The organism is Chromobacterium sp. LK11 (genome assembly GCF_001043705.1).
GTDB classification, from domain to species: Bacteria; Pseudomonadota; Gammaproteobacteria; order Burkholderiales; family Chromobacteriaceae; genus Chromobacterium; species Chromobacterium alkanivorans.
Window position 1 is genome coordinate 1 of sequence record NZ_LDUR01000028.1, and the last position, 20,984, is coordinate 20,984.

Sequence of the window (20,984 nt, forward strand, 5' to 3'; positions counted from 1 at the left end):
GTACGGCTGCGCGTCTCGCTTCGACCTCGAGGCGCTCGCGACGATGGCTGTCCCATGCTGACCGTTTGCTGCGCGTCTCGATCTCGGGGCTGCGATGCTTGACCTTAACTTTTTACCCGCGGAGCGCCGCTGATGAACTGCGTAGAATTTTCCGATAGCGAGCAACAGTCCACTGCGCTGGCCAATAGCGTGGCCGCCAGGCTGGGCGCCGCCATCGCCAGCCAGGGCGCCGCCGTGCTGGCGGTGTCCGGCGGCAAATCGCCGATTCCCTTCTTCCAGATGCTCAGCACCATGGCGATAGACTGGTCCAAGGTGACCGTCACCCTGGTGGACGAGCGCTTTGTGCCGGACAGCCATCCGGACAGCAACGCCGCGCTGGTGCGCGCCCACCTGCTGCGCGACCGCGCCGCGGAGGCGCGCTTCCTGCCCCTGGTCGACGACGCCGTCGACATCGACGCCGACGTGGCGCGCGCCAACGCCGCTTTCGTTCCGCCCACCGTCGCCATCCTGGGCATGGGCGAGGACGGCCACACCGCCTCGCTGTTCCCCGGCGCCGACGAGCTGGCGGCCGGCCTGGACCCGGCGTCCGCCGCCGCCTTCCTGGCGGTGACGCCCAAGACCGCGCCGCACCGCCGGGTGTCGATGAGCTACGCCGCTCTGCTGCGCGCCGGTTGTTTGATCCTGTCCATCCAGGGCGACAGCAAGCGCCAGGTGCTGGACGCCGCCGCCCAGGGCGTCAGCGACGCGCTGCCGATCAGCCATTTCCTGGCCCAGGACAAGGTGGAGCTGGATGTCTACTGGTCTGCCTAAGCAATGGCCGCGGCTGCTGGCCGACATCGGCGGCAGCAACGCCCGCTTCGCGCTGGAGACCGCGCCCGGCGTGATCGAGGACATCGAGGTGCTGCCCTGCGCCGGCTATCCCACGTTGCTGGACGCGGTGCGCGCCTATCTGGACCTGGCCGGCGCGCGCGCGATCGCCCACGCCGCCTTCGGCATCGCCAACCCGGTGCTGGGCGACTGGGTGCAGATGACCAATCACCATTGGGCGTTTTCCATCGAAGCCACGCGCCAGGCGCTGGGCCTGACCACGCTGCTGGTGATCAACGATTTCACTGCGCTGGCGCTGGCCCTGCCGCATCTGCCGGCCGGCGAGCTGCTGCGCATCGGCGGCGGCGAGGCGGAGGCCGGCGCGCCGCTGGCGCTGATCGGCCCCGGCACCGGTCTGGGCGTTTCGGCGCTGATTCCCTATCCGGGCGGCTGCGCGCCCTTGTCCGGCGAGGGCGGCCACGTCGGTTTCTCTCCGTTTGACGAGCGCGAAGCCGACGTCTGGCGCCACGCGATGCGGCGCTTCGGCCACGTGTCCGCCGAACGCCTGCTGTCCGGATCCGGCATCCCCTTGATTTATCAGGCCTTGTGCGAACGCGCCGGCGAAACGGTCGCGGCGCTGGACCCGGCCGAGGTCACCGCGCGCGGTCTGTCCGGCGCCTGTCCGCGCTGTCGCGAAACCCTGGAAGTGTTCTGCGGCATGCTGGGCGGCGCGGCGGCGAATCTGGCCCTGAATCTCGGCGCCCGTGGCGGCGTGTATCTAGGTGGTGGTATCGTGCCGCGTCTACGCGGTTTTTTTGAACAATCACCATTCCGCCGCCGCTTCGAGGATAAGGGACGGATGTCCGGCTATCTGGCCGCGATTCCGGTCTATCTGATCGTCAGCTCCTACCCGGCCCTGCCGGGCGTGGCCGCCCATCTGGCGGCCGAACTGGCGAACGCCCGCGCCCGACCCCGGGCGCATCCTGACGACGGCGCGGCAGGAGAGTAAATACATGCTTGAACGTATCAGGAGCCAATTGGAGATCCTGTCCTCGGCCGAGCGCAAAGTGGCCGAGCTGGTGCTGGAACAGCCTTACACCGTGATCCAGGCGGCGGTGGCCGACATCGCCAAGAACGCCGGCGTCAGCCAGCCCACCGTGATCCGCTTTTGCCGCACCGTGGGCTGTTCCGGCCTGCCGGACTTCAAACTGAAGCTGGCCGGCAGCCTGGTCACCGGCGTGCCCTATGTGCACTCCAGCGTGCGCCCGGAAGACCCCACCTCGGAAATCGTCGCCAAGGTGTTCGACAACACCGTGTCCGCGCTGCTCAAGTGCCGCAACGACGTCAATCCGCAGTCGATAGAATCCGCGGTGCGCTTGCTGACCGACGCGCGCCGCATCGAGTTCTACGGCCTGGGCAACTCCGGCATCATCGCCGCCGACGCCCAGCATAAATTCTTCCGCTTCGGCATTCCCACCGTCGCCTATTCCGACACCCACATCCAGATGATGGCGGCGTCGGTGCTGGGCCCGGGCGACGTGCTGGTGGCGATTTCCAGCTCCGGCCGCACGCTGGAACTGCTGGAGGCGGTGGACGTGGCCTTGTCCGCCGGCGCCAGCGTGGTGGCGCTGACCACCAGCGGCTCGCCGCTGGCGCGCCGCTCCACCGTGGCCTTGATCGCCGACACGCTCGAAGACAATGAAACCTACAGCCCGATGATTTCGCGCATCGTGCACCTGGTGCAGATCGACATCCTGGCGGTGAGCGTGGCGCTCAAGCGCGGGCCGGGCCTGATCAGCCAACTGGAAAAAACCAAGCACAGCCTGAAGAACCGCAGGCTGGACAACAAAACCGAAGAGGATTGACCATCATGAGCGGACTGACCGAACTGCCGGCCTGGCAAGCACTATGGGACCATTTTGCCGAGGCCAAGCACCAGCACATGCGCGATTTGTTCGCCTCCGATCCGGAGCGGGCGGAGCGCTATGCGCTGGAGGTGGGCGGCCTGTTCCTCGACTACTCCAAGAACCGCATCACCGACGACACCCTGAAGGGCCTGATGCAGCTGGCGCGCGAAGCCGGACTGCCGGCCAAGATCAAGGCCATGTTCAAGGGCGAGAAGCTCAACAGCACCGAAAACCGCGCGGTGCTGCACGTGGCGCTGCGCAACCGCACCAATTCGCCCATCCACGTGGACGGCGAGGACGTGATGCCCAAGGTCAACTCGGTGCTGGAGCGCATGGGCAAGTTCGCCCACGCGGTGCGTTCCGGCGAATGGCTGGGCTACACCAACCAGCCGATCACCGACATCGTCAACATCGGCATCGGCGGCTCGGACCTGGGCCCGCTGATGGTCTGTAGCGCGCTCAAGCCTTTCGGCCACCCGCGGCTGAACATGCACTTCGTTTCCAATGTGGACGGCGCCCAGCTCAAGGAAACGCTGAAGAAGGTCCATTCCGAGACCACGTTGTTCGTGGTGGAGTCCAAGACCTTCACCACTCAGGAGACGCTGACCAACGCGTTGACCGCGCGCGACTGGTTCCTGCAGCGCTCGCGCGATGAAAGCGCGGTGGCCAAGCACTTCGTCGCGGTGTCCACCAACCAGAAGGCGGTGGCGGATTTCGGCATCGATCCGTCGAACATGTTCGAATTCTGGGACTGGGTGGGCGGCCGCTACAGCCTGTGGTCGGCCATCGGCCTGCCCATCATGCTCTACCTGGGCGAGGAGAACTTCACCGAACTCCTCAACGGCGCCCACATCATGGACCAGCATTTCAAGAACGCGCCGTTCGAACAGAACATGCCGGTGCTGCTGGCCATGATAGGCGTCTGGTACATCAACTACTACGGCGGCGGCAGCCATGTGGTCGCGCCTTACGATCAATACCTGCACCGCCTGCCGGCCTTCATCCAGCAACTGGACATGGAGTCCAACGGCAAGCAGGTGATGCTGGACGGCCAGCCGGTGAACTTTGAAACCGCGCCCATCATCTGGGGCGAGACCGGCATCAACGGTCAGCACGCTTTCTTCCAGCTCCTGCACCAGGGCACCCACATCTCGCCTATCGACTTGATCGCCTCGGTGCAGAACTGCTCCAGCCTGCCGGGCCACCATGAAATCCTGCTGGCCAATGTGTTCGCCCAGGCCGAGGCCTTCATGCGCGGCAAGACCGCGGACGAGGTGCGCGCGGAGCTTAAGGAGCAGGGCCTCAAGGGCGAGGCGCTGGAAGCGCTGGTGCCGCACAAGGTGTTCGGCGGCAACCGTCCCACCAACACCTTGCTGATGAGCCGCCTGAACCCGCGCAATCTGGGTTCGCTGGTCGCGCTGTACGAGCACAAGATCTTCGTCCAGGGCGTGATCTGGCACATCAACAGCTTCGACCAATGGGGCGTGGAACTGGGCAAGCAGCTGGCCAAGACCATACACGCGGAGCTGACCGGCAAGCTCAAGCACGCCGAGCACGACAGCTCCACCCGCCGCTTGATCGAGCTGTACCGCCAGGTCAACGCCGACGACTGCAAGTGCTGAGCCGGACGCCGGACCAATAAAAACGCGAGGCCGAGGCCTCGCGTTTTTATTGGGGTCACACCGCCGCTTATTTCTTGACGACTTCCTGCTCCACCACCATGTCCAGCACCCAGCGGATGGACGAAGCGTCGGCCGGCGGGTTCTCCACCTTGAACTCTTTCAGGCGCAGGCGGTAGGCGATGCCCGGCTCCGGCTTGAAGCCCTCGATCTCGCCGTAGTGCAGCTGCCACGGCTGGTCCTTGCTTTCGCGGATCTGCAGGCATTGCATCGGCGCCACGCCGGTGCAGGGCTTGCGCTCGGCGGCCACGTAGACGAAGCGGGTGACGCCGCCTTCCAGCGAAGGCTGGCGCTCAAAGCTCAGCGTCTTGTCGCCGGCCTGTAGCGTCAGCTTGTCGCCGTTCAGCTTGACCGCGGGCTTGGCGCCCAGGAAGGCGGCCAGCGCGCGGTCGCGCTCCATCGCCTCCGGCGGACACATCATCAGGGTGCTGGCCAGTTGCTTGCTGACCAGTTTGCCGCCTTCCAGCGACACCGGGCCGAACATGCCGTTGCAGCCGGCGCGGGCGGACACGCCGCCGTCCTTGAAGCTGAGGGTGATCGGGTGCTCGGCGGCGTCCTGTTTCCATTGGCCGGCCAGCGCGTCCAGTTTGATCTCCGCTTGGGCGTCCATTTTGGCTCCGGTTTGCGGGGTGGCGCAGGCGCTCAGGGCGGCTGCGGTCAGAGCGGCGAGCAAAAGCGATTTTTTCATTATCGTATTCCGTGGTTAAGGTCATGGGCGGACTGCGCTTGGAGCGCTGGCCGGCCTCGAGAGTTCAGCGCAGCTTGCTGACTTCCTCGCTGTAGACGATGCGTTCCAGCGTCCAGCGCGCGCCGGCGTCGGCCTGCGCCTCCGGTTTCAGCTTGATGTAGTAGCTGACGCCGGGCTTGGGGTGAAAGCCGGCGATTTCGCCTTGCAGCGGCCGCCAGCTTTGCTCGGCGCGCTCGCGCACCTGCAGGCAGTCGCGCGCGGCTTCGCCGTTGTGGCAGGCCTGGCGTTCAGGCGCCACGTACAGGTATTGCAGCTTGGCCGGCTGCGCCGCCGGGTCGGCGTTGGGGGTCAAGCGCACGAAGCGGTATTCGGCGCGCTCCGACTTCAGCACCAGGTTCTGCGCCCGGCCATCCGGCAGCACGCGGAAGGGGCTGGAGAGGAAGGCGACGAAGTGCTGTTCCATCTCCATCAGCGGCGCTTGGCAGGCCATGCGGGTGGTGGCCACCTGCGGCTTGCCCTGGGCGTCCACGGTGCGGACGAAGCGGTTGCAGCCGGCGAAGCCGGTGATCTTGCCCGGCTGGAAGGCCACGGTGGGCGGCTGGCCCGCGGGCGCCGGCGCCACCATCCGCCATTCGGTTCCCTGCAGATTGGGCATGGCCAGCGCCGGCAGCGGCAAGGCCAGCGCGCCCAGCCACAGCGCCGCCAGGCGCCGGGCGGAGAAGCCAGTGTTTTGCATTGCCATACTCCATGTATAAACAAAAACTAATATTTGTTTACAATACACCGGGCAGCCGTCGCTTGTGAAGCGCGGCGCGGCGAAAAAGCGGACGGCGAAATAGACGGAAACAAAAAACCGCCCAAGCTTAAAACATTGGGCGGTTTTGAAATGCCGAAGGCATGGTTTGGCGTTTTACAGCTGCTCCACTCCCTTGAGCAGTTCCTCCACCACCTTCTTGGCGTCGCCGAACACCATCATGGTCTTGTCCATGTAGAACAGCTCGTTGTCCAGGCCGGCGTAGCCGGCGTTCATCGAGCGTTTGACCACGATCACGCTGCGCGATTTGTGGGCGTCCAGGATGGGCATGCCGTAGATCGGGCTGGTCTTGTCCTTCTGCGCGGCCGGATTGACCACGTCGTTGGCGCCTATCACCAGCACCACGTCGGTGTTGGAGAAGTCGGAGTTGATCTCCTCCATTTCCAGCACATGCTCGTAGGGCACCTCGGCCTCGGCCAGCAGCACATTCATATGGCCCGGCATCCGTCCCGCCACCGGGTGGATGGCGTAGCGCACGTTGACGCCTTTCTGGTGCAGGATTTCGGCGAACTCCTGCAGGGCGTGCTGAGCGCGCGACACCGCCAGGCCGTAGCCGGGGACGATGATCACGCTGTCGGCGTTGGCCATCAGGAAGGCGGCGTCCTCGGCGGAGCCGGACTTGTGGTTCTTGGGCCCGCTGTCGCCGGCGCCGCCGCCGGCGGCCGCTTCGGCGCCGAAGCCGCCCAGCAGCACCGCGACGATGGAGCGGTTCATCGCCTTGCACATGATGTAGGACAGAATCGCGCCGGAAGCGCCGACGCAGGCGCCGGCGATGATCAGCACCGGGTTGTTCAGCGTGAAGCCGATGCCGGCGGCCGCCCAGCCGGAGTAGGAGTTCAGCATGGACACCACCACCGGCATGTCGGCGCCGCCGATCGGGATGATCAGCGTCACCCCCAGCGCCAGCGCGATGGCCAGCATGGTCAGGAAGGCGGCCTGGCTGTCGCTGAGGAAGTAGACCACGCCGAAGCCGACCATGGCGACGGCCAGCAGCAGATTAAGCAGATGCTGGCCCTTGAAGTTCACGGCCTTGGAGCCGAACTTGCCGGACAGCTTGCCGTAGGCGATCACCGAGGCGGTGAAGGTGATCGCGCCGATGAAGGCGCCGATGAACAGCTCCACCTTTTGCACCTGGGTGTGCTCCACGCCGCTGTGGAAGATGGCCGCCACCGCGATCAGCACCGCGGACAGGCCCACCAGCGAGTGCATCGCCGCCACCAGCTCCGGCATGCCGGTCATCTGCACGGTCTTGGCCTTCCACGCGCCGATGGCGCCGCCGGCGACGATGGCGGACGCGATCAGCGCCAGCACCGGCTTGTCCATGATCAGCAGCGTGGTGGCCACCGCGATGAGCATGCCTATCATGCCGTAGAGGTTGCCGCGCAGCGCGGAGGCCGGGCTGGACAGGCCCTTGAGCGCCAGGATGAACAGCACCGCGGCCACGAGATAAAGAATTGCGGACAGGTTTTCCATCTTGGTCCCTTATTTCTTCTTTTTCTTGAACATGTCCAGCATCCTCTGGGTGACCAGGAAGCCACCGAAGATATTGATGCTGGCGAGGAAGATGCCGATGGTGCCCAACACCGAGGTGAGGGTGATTTCGGAACCGTTGATGTCCACCACCTGCAGCATGGCGCCGACGATGATGATGCCGGAAATGGCGTTGGTCACCGCCATCAGCGGGGTGTGCAGCGCCGGGGTGACGTTCCAGACCACGTGGTAGCCGACGAAGACGGCCAGCACGAAGACGGTGAGGCTGGTGATGAAGGGATCTACCATCTTGTTCTCCTTAATCGGCGGCGGGGAAACGAACCTGGCCGGCGTGGGTGACCAGCGTGGCGGACAGCAGTTCGTCTTCCAGGTTGAGGTTCAGGCCTTCCGGGGTCAGCAGCAGGCCGAGGAAGGTCAGCAGATTTCTGGCGTACAGGCTGGAGGCGTCCGCCGCCAGCAGGCCGGGCAGATTGGTCTGGCCCACCACGGTGACGCCGTTGTCCAGGCGCACGGTTTCGCCGGGGCGGGTGTGCGCGCAGTTGCCGCCGGTTTCCGCCGCCAGGTCCACGATCACCGAGCCCGGCTTCATTTCCGCCACCACCTCGGCCGACAGCAGCTTGGGCGCTGGCTTGCCGGGGATCAGCGCGGTGGTGATCACGATGTCCGCCGCCTTGGCGTGCTTGGCCACCAGTTCGCCCTGACGCTGGCGGTAGCTCTCGGACATTTCCTTGGCGTAAACGCCGCTATTGGCCATTTTCTCTTCCTCGCTCATCGGCACCTCGATGAACTTGGCGCCCAGCGACTCCACCTGCTCCTTGGTGGCCGGCCGCACGTCGAAGGCCTCCACCACCGCGCCCAGGCGCTTGCCGGTGGCGATGGCCTGCAGGCCGGCCACGCCCACGCCCAGAATCAGCAGCCGCGCCGGCTTCACCGTGCCGGCGGCGGTCATCAGCATCGGCATGAAGCGCGGGTAGTGCTGGGTGGCCAGCAGCACCGCGCGGTAGCCGGCGATGTTGTTCTGGCTGGAGAGCACGTCCATGCTCTGCGCGCGGGTGCTGCGCGGCAGCAATTCCAGCGCGAAGGCGGATACGCGCTTGGCGGCCAGCGCCGGCAGGCTGTGGTTGTGGTAGGGGTTGAGCTGGCCTATCAGCGTGGCGCCGTCCTTCAGCGCGGCGATGCCGTCCTCGTCCAGCGGGCGCACCGTCAGCACGATGTCGGCCTGGGCCAGCGCCGCGGCCCGGTCCGCCGCGATGGCGGCTCCGGCTTCCTGATACGCCGCGTCCGGCTGCGCGGCCGCGAGGCCGGCGCCGCTTTCCACCGTGACGGCGTGGCCGCCGGCGACGAGCTTCTTCACCGTGTCCGGCGTAGCGGCCACGCGGTGTTCACCGGCCAGCCTCTCGGCTGGGATAGCGATATGCATGGTCTTCCTTTCCTGCGATTAGATAACAAAGATTCCAGATAGCGAACGCCCGTGCGTGGCTGAATCGAACGAGCGTTTGAATTCAATTAAAGGCATGCGGGATTTCCCCGCGCAACACTTATATTGCCGACCGTATACCGTCGGACAATTTCGACGGTGAAAGGGCCGGATGCTAGCAAAACCCTACAGCAGCGATGTGACGTGAATCAGACAGAGGCCAGTCAACGGCTGTTGGAACGGAATTGCGGAAGAAAGACGGCGAAGCGACCGTGGGCGGGCAGGCGGAACAAGGCGCGGAGGCGGATGAGGCCGGTCGACGCGCATATGCTGCCGGCAAGGCTTATGCACGACACTAGCGTTGACGGCGCGGCTTGTAAAGCTGCGCCATGCGCCAGTTGCCAGCCCGGGAGCGCGGCCGCGCCGGGCGGCTTGGGCTGTTGCGCGCGCGCGACGGCGGCTAGGAGAGGGGCTTCTGGGATTCGGCCAGCAGGCGCGCCACGGTGCCGTCCTGCAGCATGGAGCGCATCGCCAGCGCGATGCGGCGTTTGTGCGGCGAGCGCGGGGACAGGCCGATGCGGCGCGGCTCCGGCGAATACAGCAGCAGCGGCGCGCGCCTCACGTAGCGGCGGAATTCGGCGTCGGCGGCCAGCTCGGCGGTTTGGCGCTCGTCGGCGATCAGGGCGTCGATGCGGCCGGCCTTGAGCTTGCGGAAGTTGGAGTCCAGCGACGGGGCCGGCTCGCGCCGCAGGCGCAGGTCGCCATCGAACTCGTCCTGATAACGCACGCCCTCCACCACGCCGATCAGAAAGGGATAGAGCTGGCGGTAGCTGCGCAGCGGCCGCGGGTCGTCGGCGCGCTGATACAGCGCCAGCCGGCTGCCGCTGGCGAAGGCGGGGTCGATGAAGTCGATGAACTCGCGGCGGGCGGCGGTGTTCTTCACGCCTATCACCACGTCGGCCTTGCCCTGGCGCATGTATTGCAGACAGCGCGCCAGCGGGCAGGGCAGGAAGACCAGCCGCAGCTTGGCGCGCCTGGCCATCTCGCGCATCAGCTCGGTGTACGGTCCTTGCGGCGCGCCGCGCGCGTCCATGGTTTTCCAGGGCGGGAACAGATTGTAGGCGAAGACCAGCGGCGGCTCCGCCGCCGCGCGCTGCATGCCGGCCATCAGGCAGACCAGAGCCAAAAGGGACTTGAGTTTCACAATGATGAACAGGTGCGAACGGGCGTCGGCGGCCCCGCGCTGCCGACTGCGGCCAGTGGGTCATTATCGGATGGCCGGGCGCGGCGCGGGCGGAAAAATTCACCGTTCCGAAAAAAACCATGGAAACAATATGGTATTGGAAATGTCCGCATCGGCAACCTGTCCCATTGGCTGGCGCGGCGCGGATCGGCGTGGATGGCCGCGCGTTGGCTTGCCGTTTGCAGTGAATGAACGGTAGGCTGTTGATTGTAAACATATTTAACGAAGGCGCGCCATGGATTTGATCATCGCCGCGGACGAGGGCTGAGCATGCGGGACTTCAGCTTTGTGTTGCTGCCCGAGTTTTCCATGCTGGGTTTGCTGGCGGCCACCGAGCCCTTGCGCGTGGCCAACCGCTTCCGCGACGGCGCCTATCGCTGGCGGCTGTTGAGCGCCGACGGCCGGCCGGTTGTCGCCAGCAACGGCATGTCCGTGGCGGCGCACGGCGCCTGGGACGAGGCGGAGGCGGCCGACGCGGTGCTGGTGGCGGCCGGTTTCCATCCGCTGCGCCACGGCGGCGCCGGCCTGCTGGCCTGGCTGCGCGGCCAGGACGCCGCCGGCCGCGTGCTGGGCGGCATCGACACCGGCTGTTTCCTCCTGGCCGAGGCCGGGCTGTTCCGGCAGCAGCGGCTGACCCTGCACTGGGAGGCGCTGCCGGCGTTCCGCGAGCGTTATCCGCTGCTCAACGCCACCCAGGAGCTTTACGAACTGGGGCCGCGGCGCATCAGTTCCGCCGGCGGCACCGCCTCCATCGACATGATGCTGGCCTTGATGGCGCGCAGCCATGGCCATGAGCTGGCGGTGCAGGTATCGGAACAGTTCGTGCTGGGGCGCATCCGCGCCCAGAGCGATCATCAGCGGCTGGAGCTGGGCGCGCGTTACGGCGTGCACAGCCGCAAGCTGATCCAGGCCCTGACCCTGATGGAAAAACATATGGACGCGCCGCTGGACAGCGCGGCCTTGGCGGCCGGGGCGGGGGTGACGGCGCGTCAGCTGCAACGTTTGTTCCGCGCGCAGTTGGGCGCGGCGCCCAATGTCTTTTACCTGGGGCTGCGTCTGGAACACGGGCGGCGCTTGCTGTGCCAGAGCGGGCTCAACGTCACCCAGGTCAGTGCGGCTTGCGGCTTCGAGTCCGCCAGTTATTTCGCGCGCGCTTACCGCCGCCGCTTTGGCTGCGCGCCGGGAGCGGAGCGGCGCTAAGAACCTGTTTACGATCTCGCGAGCAAGAGCGAGACAAGGCGAAAACCGCTGAGAAAGCGGAATGTACTCGTGGTACATGAGCATTTCGAAGCGGTACTCACCGTGTAACGCTCCACGCAGCGCAGCAGATCGTAAACAGGTTCTAAGAGTCGCTAACAAAACCGCGCAACCTACCTGAGCCAAGGCGCGCCGACGCAGGCAGTACAAGTAGTACGACAAGGAGGCGCAACGCAGGATCAGGGGTTTTGTTAGCGGGTCTAAGGGTGAGCGGCGGCGAGACGCGAAGTGAGCCGCTCAAATCATCTCGATGCGGCGGCCGCAGTCCTCGGGCCAAGGCAGGCCGGCTTGCTGGCGCGCCAGCGCGTCCAGGCTTTGCCGCACCGGCGTGGAGAACGGCGCGCTCCGGCCCTGGCGGCCGTCCACATTGAGCAGCATCAGTTCACAGCTGGCTGCGGCGTCGGCCTCCTCGTCGCGATGCAGACTGAGATGGAGCCGCAAGCGCTTGGCGTCGTGGGCCAGCAACTGTCCGTCCACCCGCAAGGCGGTCTGCTGGCGGATTTCGCGCAGATAGCGCAGATGGGCCTCCGCCGTGTACAGGGTGTGGCCGCTGCGCTCGCGCGCCGCGGCGTCCATGCCGATGCGCTCCATCAGCGCGTCCACGGCGTGGCTGAACACCAGCAGGTAATAGGCGTCGCGCACATGGCCGTTGTAGTCCAGCCAGTCCGGCCGCGTCGTCGCGCGGTACAGGGCGAGGCGCTTACTCATGAGCTTGCAGACCATGTTTGCGCTTGGCGGCCGCCACCGCTTCCATGACGCCGATCAGGCAGTCGTCGCGATAACGTTCCAGTTCCGCGATCGAACGTTGGCCAAGCTGGCGCGCGCAACCGTCCACCACCTGGTCTATCAGCGCCTCGCTCAGTTCGGGCGCCGGCAGCCGGGTCCAGGGCAGTTGCAGCGCCGGGCCGAATTGCTTCAGGAAATGGCGCATGCCGGCTTCGCCGCCGGCCAGGGTGTAAGTCTGGAAGGTGCCCATGAAGGCCCAGCGCAGGCCGGCGCCGAAGCGGATGGCGTCGTCGATTTCGCCGGTGGTGGCCACGCCGTCGTTGACCAGATGCAAGGCCTCCCGCCACAGGGCTTCCAACAGCCGGTCGGCGATGAAGCCGGGCACCTCGCGGCGCACGCGCAGCGGCCGCATGCCGAGTGCCGCGTAAATGCGCTGGGCGGCGTCCAGCGCCTGCGGCGCGGTATCGCGTCCGCCCAGCACCTCGACCAGCGGCAGCAGATAGACCGGGTTGAAGGGGTGGCCCACCACGCAGCGCTGCGGATGGCGGACGTCCTGATAGAACTCCGAGGGCAGCAGGCCCGAGGTGGAGGAGGCGATGATGACCGTTTCCGCGGCGGCCGCGTCGATGCGGCGGTGCAGTTCCCGCTTCAGCGCCAGCGTTTCCGGCGCGCTTTCCTGGATGAAATCGGCGGCGGCGCAATCCTCCAGCCGCGCGACGAAGCTCAGCCGCTCGGGGGACGCGCCGGCGGCCAGGCCGCGGCGTTCCAGCGCCGGCCAGGCGCGCTCCACTTGGGCGCGCAGCCGGGTTTCGGCCTGCGGCGCCGGGTCCCAGGCCAGCACGTCGCAGCCGGCCGCCAGCGCGCGGCAGGCCCAGCCGCCGCCGATGACGCCGGCGCCCAGCACGCCGAAGGTGGCGATGTCGGTACGGTAAGCCATCTCAATCTCCTTTTCCGCCGCGCGGCGGCAAGCCCAGCGTGATCCGGCCTTCCGCCGGCGTCAGCACCCGAGCGCCCATCAGCTCCAGCAGCCGCCGCGCCTGGTCCACCAGCGCGCCGTTGCTGGCGTACACGCCTTTGGCCAGGTACAGATTGTCTTCCAGCCCCACCCGGACATGGCCGCCCAGCAGCGCCGCCTGCGCCACCATGGGCATTTGCAGCCGGCCGATGCCGAAAGCCGCCCACTGCGCGCCCGGCGGCAGGCTGTCCACCATGGCCTTCATCGTGGTGGTGTCGGCCGGCGCGCCCCAGGGAATGCCCAGGCACAGCTGGAACAGCGGCGGCGAGTCCAGCAGCCCTTCGCTCAGCAGCTGTTTGGCGAAGCGCAGATGGCCGGTGTCGAAGACTTCCAGTTCCGGCTTGACCCCCAGTTGCTGGATGCGCCGCGCGCCGTCGCGCAGCTGCCCGGGGGTGGCGACGTAGATGAAGTCGCCGTCGCCGAAATTGAGGGTGCCGCAGTCCAGCGTGCAGATTTCCGGGCGCAGCTCCTCTACGTGCAGCAGGCGCTCCAGGCCGCCGACCAGATCGGTGCCCGGCCCCAGCGGCAGTGGTCGCTCGCCGGGGCCGAACTCCACGTCGCCGCCCATGCCGGCGGTCAGGTTGAGAATCATGTCCACGCCGGATGCGCGGATGCGCTCCACCAGCTCGCGGTACAGCGCCGGGTCGCGGCTGCCCTTGCCGGTGAGCGGGTCGCGCACATGGCAGTGCACCACGGTGGCGCCGGCGCGCGCCGCCTCTACCGCGGCGGCGGCGATCTGCTTGGGCGTGACCGGTATCGCCGGGTGCTTGCCCACGGTGTCGCCGGCGCCGGTGACCGCGCAGCTCAGCACGATGTCCCGGTTCATGGCCCGCTCCCTTCGCCTTGGCGCAGATAGGCCTGGACCGCGGGCAGGCCGGGTTTGCCGTCAAAGGTGGCGACGCCGTCCAGCCAGCGCGCCAGCGGCTGGGGGTTGGCTTGCAGCCATTGGCGCGCGGCGCGCGCGGGCGGGACCCGTTTGAGGATGGCGTTCATCACCTGGTTTTCCATGTCCAGGCTGAAGCGGAGCTGGCCGATCAGCCGCCCGGCGTTGGGGCAGCGTTGCATGAAACCGTTGGCCACCACGGTATAGACCTTGGAGCCTCCGTATTTGGCGCCGAAGACTTTGTCGCCGCCGTCCAGATAGCTCAGCCGCATCAGATAGTTCATCGGATGGGGCTCCCAGGCCAGGAACACCGCCATGCGCTTTTGCCGTATCGCCCGGGACACCGCGGCCAGCATGCCGCTCTCGCTGGATTCCACCAGGGTGAAGCCTTGCAGGCCGAAATCGTTGTTGGCGATCATCCGCTTGATGATGGCGTTGCCCTGGCTGCCGGATTCGATGCCGTAGATCTTGCCGTCCAGCTGTTCGCGAAAGCGCGCGATGTCGGCGAAGGTGCGCAGGCCCTGCTCCGCAACCTGGCTGGGCACCGCCAGCGTGTATTTGGCGCCGATCAGATTGGGTTCCGGCAGCACTTGCAGCGCCTTGGCCTGTAGAAAGGGCGTGATGGCCGGCGTTTGCGACGGCACCCAATAGCCGAGATAAACGTCGATCTGCTGGTTTTTGAGCCCGGTGAAGGCGATGGGCTCCGAGGCGAGCTGGGTGCTGGGCTGGTAGCCCAGACCTTGCAGCACGGCGGTGGCCAGGCCGGTGGTGGCCGCGATATCGGTCCAGCCGATGTCGGCGAAGCGGATCTTGCGACAGCTCTCCGGCTCCGCGGCCCAGGTCTGGGCGGCTAGCGCGCCGCAAAGCAACGCCAGCCAGGGAATGGCAGGTTTCATGTCCGACTCTCCCGCAAGCGGCCGTCGCCGACGGACAGCGTCGGGCCGCTAGGTTGGAAAGCATGGCCGTGACCATGTTGACGCCGCGGACTCAGAGGGAGCCGGAGCGCAAGGATCAATCTAGGCGCGCGGCGTCGAGAGTTAGCGCACGGGAGCGACCAATGCCGTCACCAGGGCGACCGGGACGCGTTCAAGGTGGTGGCGACTTTGGCGGGCCGGCCTCGACGAAGGACGAGGCCGGCCCGCTTGCGGGAGCCGCGTTTATGGCACCTGGTACTGGCTGCCGTCATAGGCGCCGATGTAGGTCCAGTTGCTGTTGCTGACCCCGGTGGTGGGAAAGTAGCCGTAGCTCGTGTTCTTCAGCACGAAGTAGTCGCGGCTGGAACGATAGGGGTTGTCGTAGACGTAGACGTCCCCCACCGCGCCGCTGCGGCTGTCGCTCCAGCTGTTCAAGCGGCTCTTGCGCTGCGAGGTCAGCATCGCCAGGTCGTAGGACTGGGAGGCGGACAGCGGCGCGCCGTTGTAGCTGTCCAGGAACTGCCAGCCGGCGTTGCTGCCGCCTTCGGTCGGAAAGTAGCCGTAGCTCGCGGTTTTCAGCTGGAAGTAGTCGCGGGTGTTGCGGTAGGGGTTGTCGTAGACGTAGACGTCCCCCGGCGTGCCCGTGCGGCTCTCGCTCCATTTTTGCAGCGCGCTCTTGTTGTAGGCGGCCAGAATCATCGCGTCGTAGCTTTGCGCGCCGGGGCGGCGCAGCTGGATGGCGCTGCCCAGCGTCATCTGGGTGACGCCGTCGCTGACCGTGACGCGGATCGGCGCGTACGCGCCTTGCAGCGCCTGCGCGGGCGCGGTCAGCGTCGCCGTTGCGCTGTTGCCGGGCGAACCGCCGAAACCGGGCGGCAGCTGCCACTGGTAGCGCAGCGTCTTGCCGCCGGCGTTGCTGACCCGCGCTTCCACGCTGAAAGTGCGGCCGGCGTCGACGGCGTCCGGCAGCGACACGCGTCCGGCCAGGCCCTGCTGCTCCAGCGGGTAGCGATAGAGCAGGCTTTCGTCGCGGTTCAGCCAGATCGGCTGGGACAAACTGGGAAGGGCCAGGTTGCTCAGGCTCTGCCGGGTGGCCGTGTTGGCCTTCAGGCCCCATTTGTCGAAGAAGGGGGTCAGATTCTGGCCGGAGACGCGGCTGGTTTCGATGATGAAGCGCTGGCGCTTGTCCTCGTCGTTGGCGGGCAGCTCGGCGAAGGGCATGCTGCGGTAGCGCTGTCCCAGCCGGCTGTAGAAATCCTTGCCGAAGGCCAGGTCCAGCTGCCAGAACATCGCCGCGCGCACGAACAAGTCCGTTTGCGCGTCGAAAGACGGCTGCGCCTGGTTCAGGTGCTGGCGCACCAGGTCCCATTTGCCGCCGGTTTCCAGCCGCGAACGCTGGCCCAAGGCCCGCTGCACATAGAGCGAGGTCAGGTTCACCGTCACCTCGGTCTGGTCGTTCCAAGTCATCGCCGGCATCTGGTAGTGATGACCCAGCTCATGCCAGGGGCCCCAACCGTCCTGCTGCAGCAATTTGGAGTTGGCCACCGAGCCGGCGCCGCCGACATTGGTGCCCAGCCAGTAATTGCTGGCCGACATATAGCCGCCGCTGCTGTCCGGTTTGGTGACGAATTGGTACTGGAACGGCGTCGCCGTGTGCGGGTAAGGATTGCCGGCGGCCAGGCCGTATTGTTCCTCGGCCAGGGTGACGATGCGGTCCCACAGCGTCATGGTGGCCACCGGGTCGTCCACCTGCTGGCGCAGGATGGACTGCGGCATGGTCACGATCATGCGCTTGCCCACCAGCTCCGCGTAGGGCTCGGCCGACAGGCGGTTCAGCATGGCGTTCCAGTCCGCGCTGCTGTGCTGACCCAGCACGAAACGCGGTATTTCGCGGCCGCCGCTTTGCAGCGTCGCCACGATCTTGCCGCTGCCGGGCTGGCTGCGCGGCGCGAAATAGATCACGCCGTCGTTCTGCGCGGTGATCTGATTGAGGCCGGGGCGCAGCTGGACCACCTGATTGGACGGCATGGCGCTGTTGGCGTTGGCGATAGGCACCAGCCACAGCTCCGGGGGCAGATTGGGCGGCATGCCCTGATAGGCGATATTGACACTCAGCGCTTCGCCCTTGCGGGCCCAATAGCCGGTGGACTGGGTGGGATGGGTGAGGAAGCCGCGGCGGTGCGCCAGCAGCCATTCTCCCGGATCGCCGCGCTGTTCCAGCGTCAGCTGGCGCGGCGCGTCGGCGAAGGCGGACAGAGAGGGCAGGCTGGCGGCCATCGCGGCGCCAAGCCATAGACAGGAACTGAGCTTAAATGCGTGCATATTTCTCTTATTCCATCAGGCCATGCCGGACTGCTGCGGGCGCAGGGCACGGCCTGTCCAGTTGCGGGTTGCGCCCTGGCTCCCACCGGCATGAAGGGCGGGAGCCTACCCACTGGAGTCCGCTTCTTATTCCAAAGTTCTTATTTTATTCAGGTAAATATTTACTTGGGACTAACTGGATTTATTCAGCGCATTGACATTTTTAGTCGAGAATTCGGCTAAAAGCGGCTCATAAAAACCGCTCTCACGGCTGAGGCCAATCGGCGCAACGCGGCATCAGCGCTTGGCTAGTGGCTTAAGAGCCGCTAACAAAACTCAGTTTTACGGCTGAGGCAAGGCGCGCCGACGCAGACAGTACTTGAGTACGGCAAGTCGGCGCAACGCAGCATCAGGGGTTTTGTTAGCGGGTCTAAGCGCTACGCCGCGCTCAACGCACCACCAGCGCCTTCACCCGCCAGGCCAGCTTGGCGTCGATGTCGGCGGTTTGCAGTTCGCGGAAGTCGTTGAGCGGATACATCATCCACTGGCTGAAGCCCATCTCCTCCAGCGGCCGGCCATTGATGCGTAGCGCCAAGATGGGCTGATAGCGGCTTTGGTCGCCGGGCGGAATCACCACCTTGTACTGGTCTTCTGTGACCACTTCCACCGGCCGCCCGGTCGCGCCCACGGCGCGCAGAATGGCGGAGAGCGTGGGGCCGGTAAAGGCCGACTTCGGCGTCCAGGTGGTCTTGGTCTGGATGGTGCGCTGCTGCAGGCGCTCCAGCTCGGCCTTGCTGAAGTGGTACTCGCCGGCGCGGGCCTGGTTGGACACCTTGATCTGGCCGGTGACCACCAGCGCCGGCGGCGCGCCGGCCAGCGCAAGCGCGGCGCAGAACAAGGACAGGAAGGCGGCAAAGGGCAGGACGGATCTCATGAGGGCGGGCTCCTGGAAGCGTAATGTCGATGGAGATGACATTTTAACCTTGAGAATCCATTGTCATGCTTGTTGCAACGCAATGAAACGAGGTCATCCCGCGCTTTAGGCCTGCGCCGCTCAGCGCAATTTACATGCTGATTGGGAAAGTCGTTGTTTAATCAAACAATGGTTTTGATTGGAATCGTCTCTCCAAATATTAATAAACTTGCCATTTGCATATTATTTTGCGTTGTGGTTTATTTATATAAATATCCGTCGCCAAAATTGGATATTAATATATTTACTCTAGAATAACTGTCCAATAGGGCAGTCAATTCATTCAACAAGCCTGTCTATAATCTCGCCCCTTCTGAGTAGGCCATCGTCATTGAGCGGCCCTGCTTGATCGCCGAAATCAATGCCGCGCCGTCTACGCCTTCGCGTCGTTTTTTCATTGTCGGTTTTAAATAGCCCATGGTTTTTATAGGGCTGCCATTCAATTACCTTGATATTTTATGAGTCAAAACTCAATTCAATCCCTGCTGCCTATTTCTCGAGGCCGGGCGCTGGGCTTTTGCCTATTGCTGGCCGCTTTCGAACTGCTGACCTATATCGGCAGCGATATGGTGATGCCGGCCATGTTGCAAGTCGCCGCCGACCTGAACGCCGACGCCCGCCACGTGCCCACCGCGCTCAACGCCTACCTGCTGGGCGGGGTGGCCCTGCAATGGCTGATTGGACCATTGTCAGACCGTTACGGCCGCAAGCCGCTGCTGGTGGCCGGCGCCGTCGGCTTCGCCCTGGCTTGTCTCGCCGCCGTCGGCAGCCGCGACATCGAGCTGTTCAATCTGCTGCGCTTCATCCAGGGCCTGTCGCTGGGCTTCGTGATGGTGGTCAGCTATCCGGCGCTGCAAGAAGCGTTTCCGGAAAAAGACGCGGTGCGGCTGATGGCCTTGCTGGCCAATATCGCCTTGCTGTCGCCGTTGGTCGGTCCGCTGCTGGGCAGCCTGTTGCTGGGCCTGCTGCCGTGGCGCGGCCTGTTCGCGCTGATCGGCGCGCTGGCGGCGCTGGTGGCCGTCGGCCTGTGGCGCTGGATGCCGGAAACCCTGGGCGTGCAGCGGCGCGACGGCAGCCGGCTGGCGGCGAGCCCGCTGCGCCTGGGACGCAGCGCGCGCCAGTACGCGGCGTTGCTGCGCAACGCCCCCTTCATGCACGGCAGCGTGGCGCTGGGCCTGCTGTCCATTCCGCTGGTGGGCTGGATCGGCCTGTCGCCGCTGCTGCTGATGCGCGGCCTGGGCTTGTCCGGCGTCGAATACGGCCTGTGGCAGCTGCCGGTGTTCGGCGGGCTGATCGCCGGCAATCTGACCTTGAACCGGCTGGCCGCGAGCCTGGAACTGGAGCGGGTGCTGCGGCTGGCGCTGTGGCCCTTGTTCGGCGGCCTGGCGGCGATGCTGGCGCTGACCTGGTCCAGCGGCGCGCTGCCGGCGCTGGCGGCGGGCCTGACGCTGTATGCCTTCGGCCTGGGCCTGGGCCACGCCACCCTGTACCGCTTCACCCTCTACGCCAGCGACAGCGGCAAGGGCGCGGTGGCGGCGATGCTGGGCATGATTTCCACCGCCTTGCTCGGCCTGGGCTGCAGCGCGCTGGCCTGGCTGGGCGCCGGCGCCGGACTGCAAGCCTTCGCCGGCTGGGCCGCGCTGGGCGCCGGCCTGGCGGCGTGGCCGCTGTGGCGTTTGCTCAAGCAGCGCGCTTACGCCTTGCAAGCGGCTTGATTCCCCATTCTCACTCCCGGAGCCCCACCATGCTGAACCATGTCGACGCGCTGTGCGCGCTGGAACACCCTTATCGCGCCGATGCCGACGGCGACCGGCTGTTCGACGCCGCCATGCGCGAACTGAGCCATTACCATTGCGAACACACACCCGGCTATCGCAGCTGGCTGCAGGCCAACGGCCTGGACGCCGCCGCGCTGGAAACGCTGGACGATTGGTCGCAGCTGCCGCCGCTGTTCGCCAACTACTTCAAGCGCCGGCTGGTGGTCAGTGCCGCCGGCCAGGACGCGCTGGAGCTGACCTCCTCCGGCACCACCGGCCAGAAAAGCCGCATGCGTTACGACGCGCGCAGCCTGGGCGCGGCGCAAAGCATGGTGGATCGCATCTTCCGGCATTACGGCTGGGACACGCCGCAACAGCCGTGCAACTACCTGCTGCTCAGTTACGAACCGGCCGGCGCCATCACCCTGGGCACCGCCTACACCGACCAATTCCTGTGCAAATACGCGCCGGTGAACCAGGCCTGTTACGCCTTGCGCCACAACGGCCACGGCAATGAGTTCGATCCCTTCGGCGTGATCCGCGCCTTGCAGGACTTCGCCGAACAAGGCCTGCCGGTGCGCATGCTGGGCTTCCCCGCCTTCCTGTGGTTTGCGCTGGAACGGATGCGGGAACTGGGCCTGCCGCCGCTGCAACTGAATCCGGAATCGCTGGTGTTCCTGGGCGGCGGCTGGAAAACCCACGCCGACCGCGCCATTCCCAAGGCCGAGCTGTACCGGCGGCTGGGCGAGCAACTGGGCATTCCGGACGCGCGCTGCCGCGACGGCTACGGCGCGGTGGAGCACCCGGTGCCCTACGTGGAATGCGAACGCCACCGTTTCCACCTGCCCAGCTACGCCCGCGCGGTGATCCGCGACACCGCCAGCCTGCGGCCGCAACCCTACGGCGGCGCCGGCTTCCTCAACCTGCTGTCGCCCTACATCACCTCCAGCCCGGCGCACAGCATCGTGATGGGCGATCTGGCCGTGCTGCATCCGGCCGAGAGCTGCGGCTGCGGCCTGGCCACCGACTGGTTCGAACTGCTGGGCCGCGCCGGCACCAGCAAGAGCCGCAGCTGCGCGGTGGCCGCCTCCGAATTGATCAAGGAATCCTGA

19 protein-coding genes are annotated in these 20,984 nt (G+C 66.1%); 7 read left to right on the forward strand and 12 right to left on the reverse strand.

Annotated elements, in window-relative coordinates; genetic code table 11:
• The first annotated feature begins 132 nt into the window (after positions 1–132).
• Genes pgl through pgi form a run of 4 tightly spaced genes read left to right on the forward strand, consistent with a single transcriptional unit; the run spans position 133 to position 4,336 of the window.
• Positions 133–810, forward strand: coding sequence for a 6-phosphogluconolactonase (pgl, locus tag VK98_RS16785; RefSeq protein WP_048415128.1), 678 nt, complete (start codon positions 133–135; stop codon positions 808–810).
• A complete protein-coding gene (locus VK98_RS16790) occupies positions 791–1,816 on the forward strand; it encodes a glucokinase (RefSeq protein ID WP_048415129.1) in 1,026 nt (341 codons plus the stop codon). The genes pgl and VK98_RS16790 overlap by 20 nt, the downstream gene beginning before the upstream one ends.
• Positions 1,817–1,820: 4 nt before the next feature.
• Positions 1,821–2,672 (forward strand): transcriptional regulator HexR, encoded by an 852-nt coding sequence (gene hexR, locus VK98_RS16795; protein WP_048415130.1) that lies wholly within the window; start codon positions 1,821–1,823, stop codon positions 2,670–2,672.
• A 5-nt stretch (positions 2,673–2,677) separates the two neighbouring features.
• Entirely contained in the window at positions 2,678–4,336 is a 1,659-nt protein-coding gene (gene pgi, locus VK98_RS16800; RefSeq protein WP_048415182.1) for a glucose-6-phosphate isomerase, read from the forward strand.
• A gap of 67 nt (positions 4,337–4,403) precedes the next feature.
• Here pgi and VK98_RS22930 read toward each other — a convergent pair whose 3' ends face one another.
• The 6 genes from VK98_RS22930 to VK98_RS16830 all read right to left on the reverse strand — a co-directional run bounded on the left by VK98_RS22930 (position 4,404) and on the right by VK98_RS16830 (position 10,007).
• The gene (locus tag VK98_RS22930) at positions 4,404–5,081 is read right to left on the reverse strand and encodes an META and DUF4377 domain-containing protein (protein WP_053077443.1); all 678 of its coding nucleotides are present in this window, start codon (positions 5,079–5,081) and stop codon (positions 4,404–4,406) included.
• 64 nt (positions 5,082–5,145) lie between these two features.
• Complete coding sequence (locus VK98_RS16810) at positions 5,146–5,817, reverse strand: META and DUF4377 domain-containing protein (protein ID WP_048415131.1); 672 nt, start codon at positions 5,815–5,817, stop codon at positions 5,146–5,148.
• A gap of 174 nt (positions 5,818–5,991) precedes the next feature.
• A complete protein-coding gene (locus VK98_RS16815; protein ID WP_048415132.1) occupies positions 5,992–7,368 on the reverse strand; it encodes an NAD(P)(+) transhydrogenase (Re/Si-specific) subunit beta in 1,377 nt (458 codons plus the stop codon).
• Positions 7,369–7,377: 9 nt separating this feature from the next.
• Positions 7,378–7,674 carry a proton-translocating transhydrogenase family protein gene (locus tag VK98_RS16820; protein ID WP_019101645.1) on the reverse strand — a complete coding sequence of 99 codons (297 nt, stop codon included), beginning with the start codon at positions 7,672–7,674 and terminating at the stop codon, positions 7,378–7,380.
• Positions 7,675–7,684: 10 nt separating this feature from the next.
• Positions 7,685–8,806 carry a Re/Si-specific NAD(P)(+) transhydrogenase subunit alpha gene (locus VK98_RS16825; protein WP_048415133.1) on the reverse strand — a complete coding sequence of 374 codons (1,122 nt, stop codon included), beginning with the start codon at positions 8,804–8,806 and terminating at the stop codon, positions 7,685–7,687.
• 457 nt (positions 8,807–9,263) lie between these two features.
• Positions 9,264–10,007 (reverse strand): ABC transporter substrate-binding protein, encoded by a 744-nt coding sequence (locus VK98_RS16830; protein ID WP_231589309.1) that lies wholly within the window; start codon positions 10,005–10,007, stop codon positions 9,264–9,266.
• Positions 10,008–10,316: 309 nt separating this feature from the next.
• Here VK98_RS16830 and VK98_RS16835 point away from each other — a divergent pair, with 309 nt between their 5' ends.
• Positions 10,317–11,246 (forward strand): GlxA family transcriptional regulator, encoded by a 930-nt coding sequence (locus VK98_RS16835; protein WP_048415135.1) that lies wholly within the window; start codon positions 10,317–10,319, stop codon positions 11,244–11,246.
• 294 nt (positions 11,247–11,540) lie between these two features.
• Here the strand turns inward: VK98_RS16835 and VK98_RS16840 are convergent, their stop codons facing one another.
• From VK98_RS16840 to VK98_RS16865, 6 genes are all read right to left on the reverse strand, one after another.
• The gene (locus VK98_RS16840) at positions 11,541–12,011 is read right to left on the reverse strand and encodes a thioesterase family protein (protein WP_048415136.1); all 471 of its coding nucleotides are present in this window, start codon (positions 12,009–12,011) and stop codon (positions 11,541–11,543) included.
• The gene (locus VK98_RS16845) at positions 12,004–12,966 is read right to left on the reverse strand and encodes an L-carnitine dehydrogenase (RefSeq protein ID WP_048415137.1); all 963 of its coding nucleotides are present in this window, start codon (positions 12,964–12,966) and stop codon (positions 12,004–12,006) included. Before VK98_RS16845 ends, VK98_RS16840 begins: the two co-directional genes overlap by 8 nt.
• Before the next feature lies 1 nt (position 12,967).
• Positions 12,968–13,870 carry a 3-keto-5-aminohexanoate cleavage protein gene (locus VK98_RS16850; RefSeq protein ID WP_048415138.1) on the reverse strand — a complete coding sequence of 301 codons (903 nt, stop codon included), beginning with the start codon at positions 13,868–13,870 and terminating at the stop codon, positions 12,968–12,970.
• Complete coding sequence (gene choX, locus VK98_RS16855; RefSeq protein WP_048415139.1) at positions 13,867–14,823, reverse strand: choline ABC transporter substrate-binding protein; 957 nt, start codon at positions 14,821–14,823, stop codon at positions 13,867–13,869. Before choX ends, VK98_RS16850 begins: the two co-directional genes overlap by 4 nt.
• Before the next feature lie 261 nt (positions 14,824–15,084).
• The gene (locus VK98_RS16860; protein WP_082159089.1) at positions 15,085–17,163 is read right to left on the reverse strand and encodes a M60 family metallopeptidase; all 2,079 of its coding nucleotides are present in this window, start codon (positions 17,161–17,163) and stop codon (positions 15,085–15,087) included.
• A gap of 427 nt (positions 17,164–17,590) precedes the next feature.
• Positions 17,591–18,076 carry a hypothetical protein gene (locus VK98_RS16865; protein WP_048415140.1) on the reverse strand — a complete coding sequence of 162 codons (486 nt, stop codon included), beginning with the start codon at positions 18,074–18,076 and terminating at the stop codon, positions 17,591–17,593.
• A 497-nt stretch (positions 18,077–18,573) separates the two neighbouring features.
• Here VK98_RS16865 and VK98_RS16870 point away from each other — a divergent pair, with 497 nt between their 5' ends.
• Entirely contained in the window at positions 18,574–19,830 is a 1,257-nt protein-coding gene (locus VK98_RS16870; RefSeq protein ID WP_197083078.1) for an MFS transporter, read from the forward strand.
• 29 nt (positions 19,831–19,859) lie between these two features.
• The gene (locus VK98_RS16875) at positions 19,860–20,984 is read left to right on the forward strand and encodes an acyl-protein synthase (protein WP_048415141.1); all 1,125 of its coding nucleotides are present in this window, start codon (positions 19,860–19,862) and stop codon (positions 20,982–20,984) included.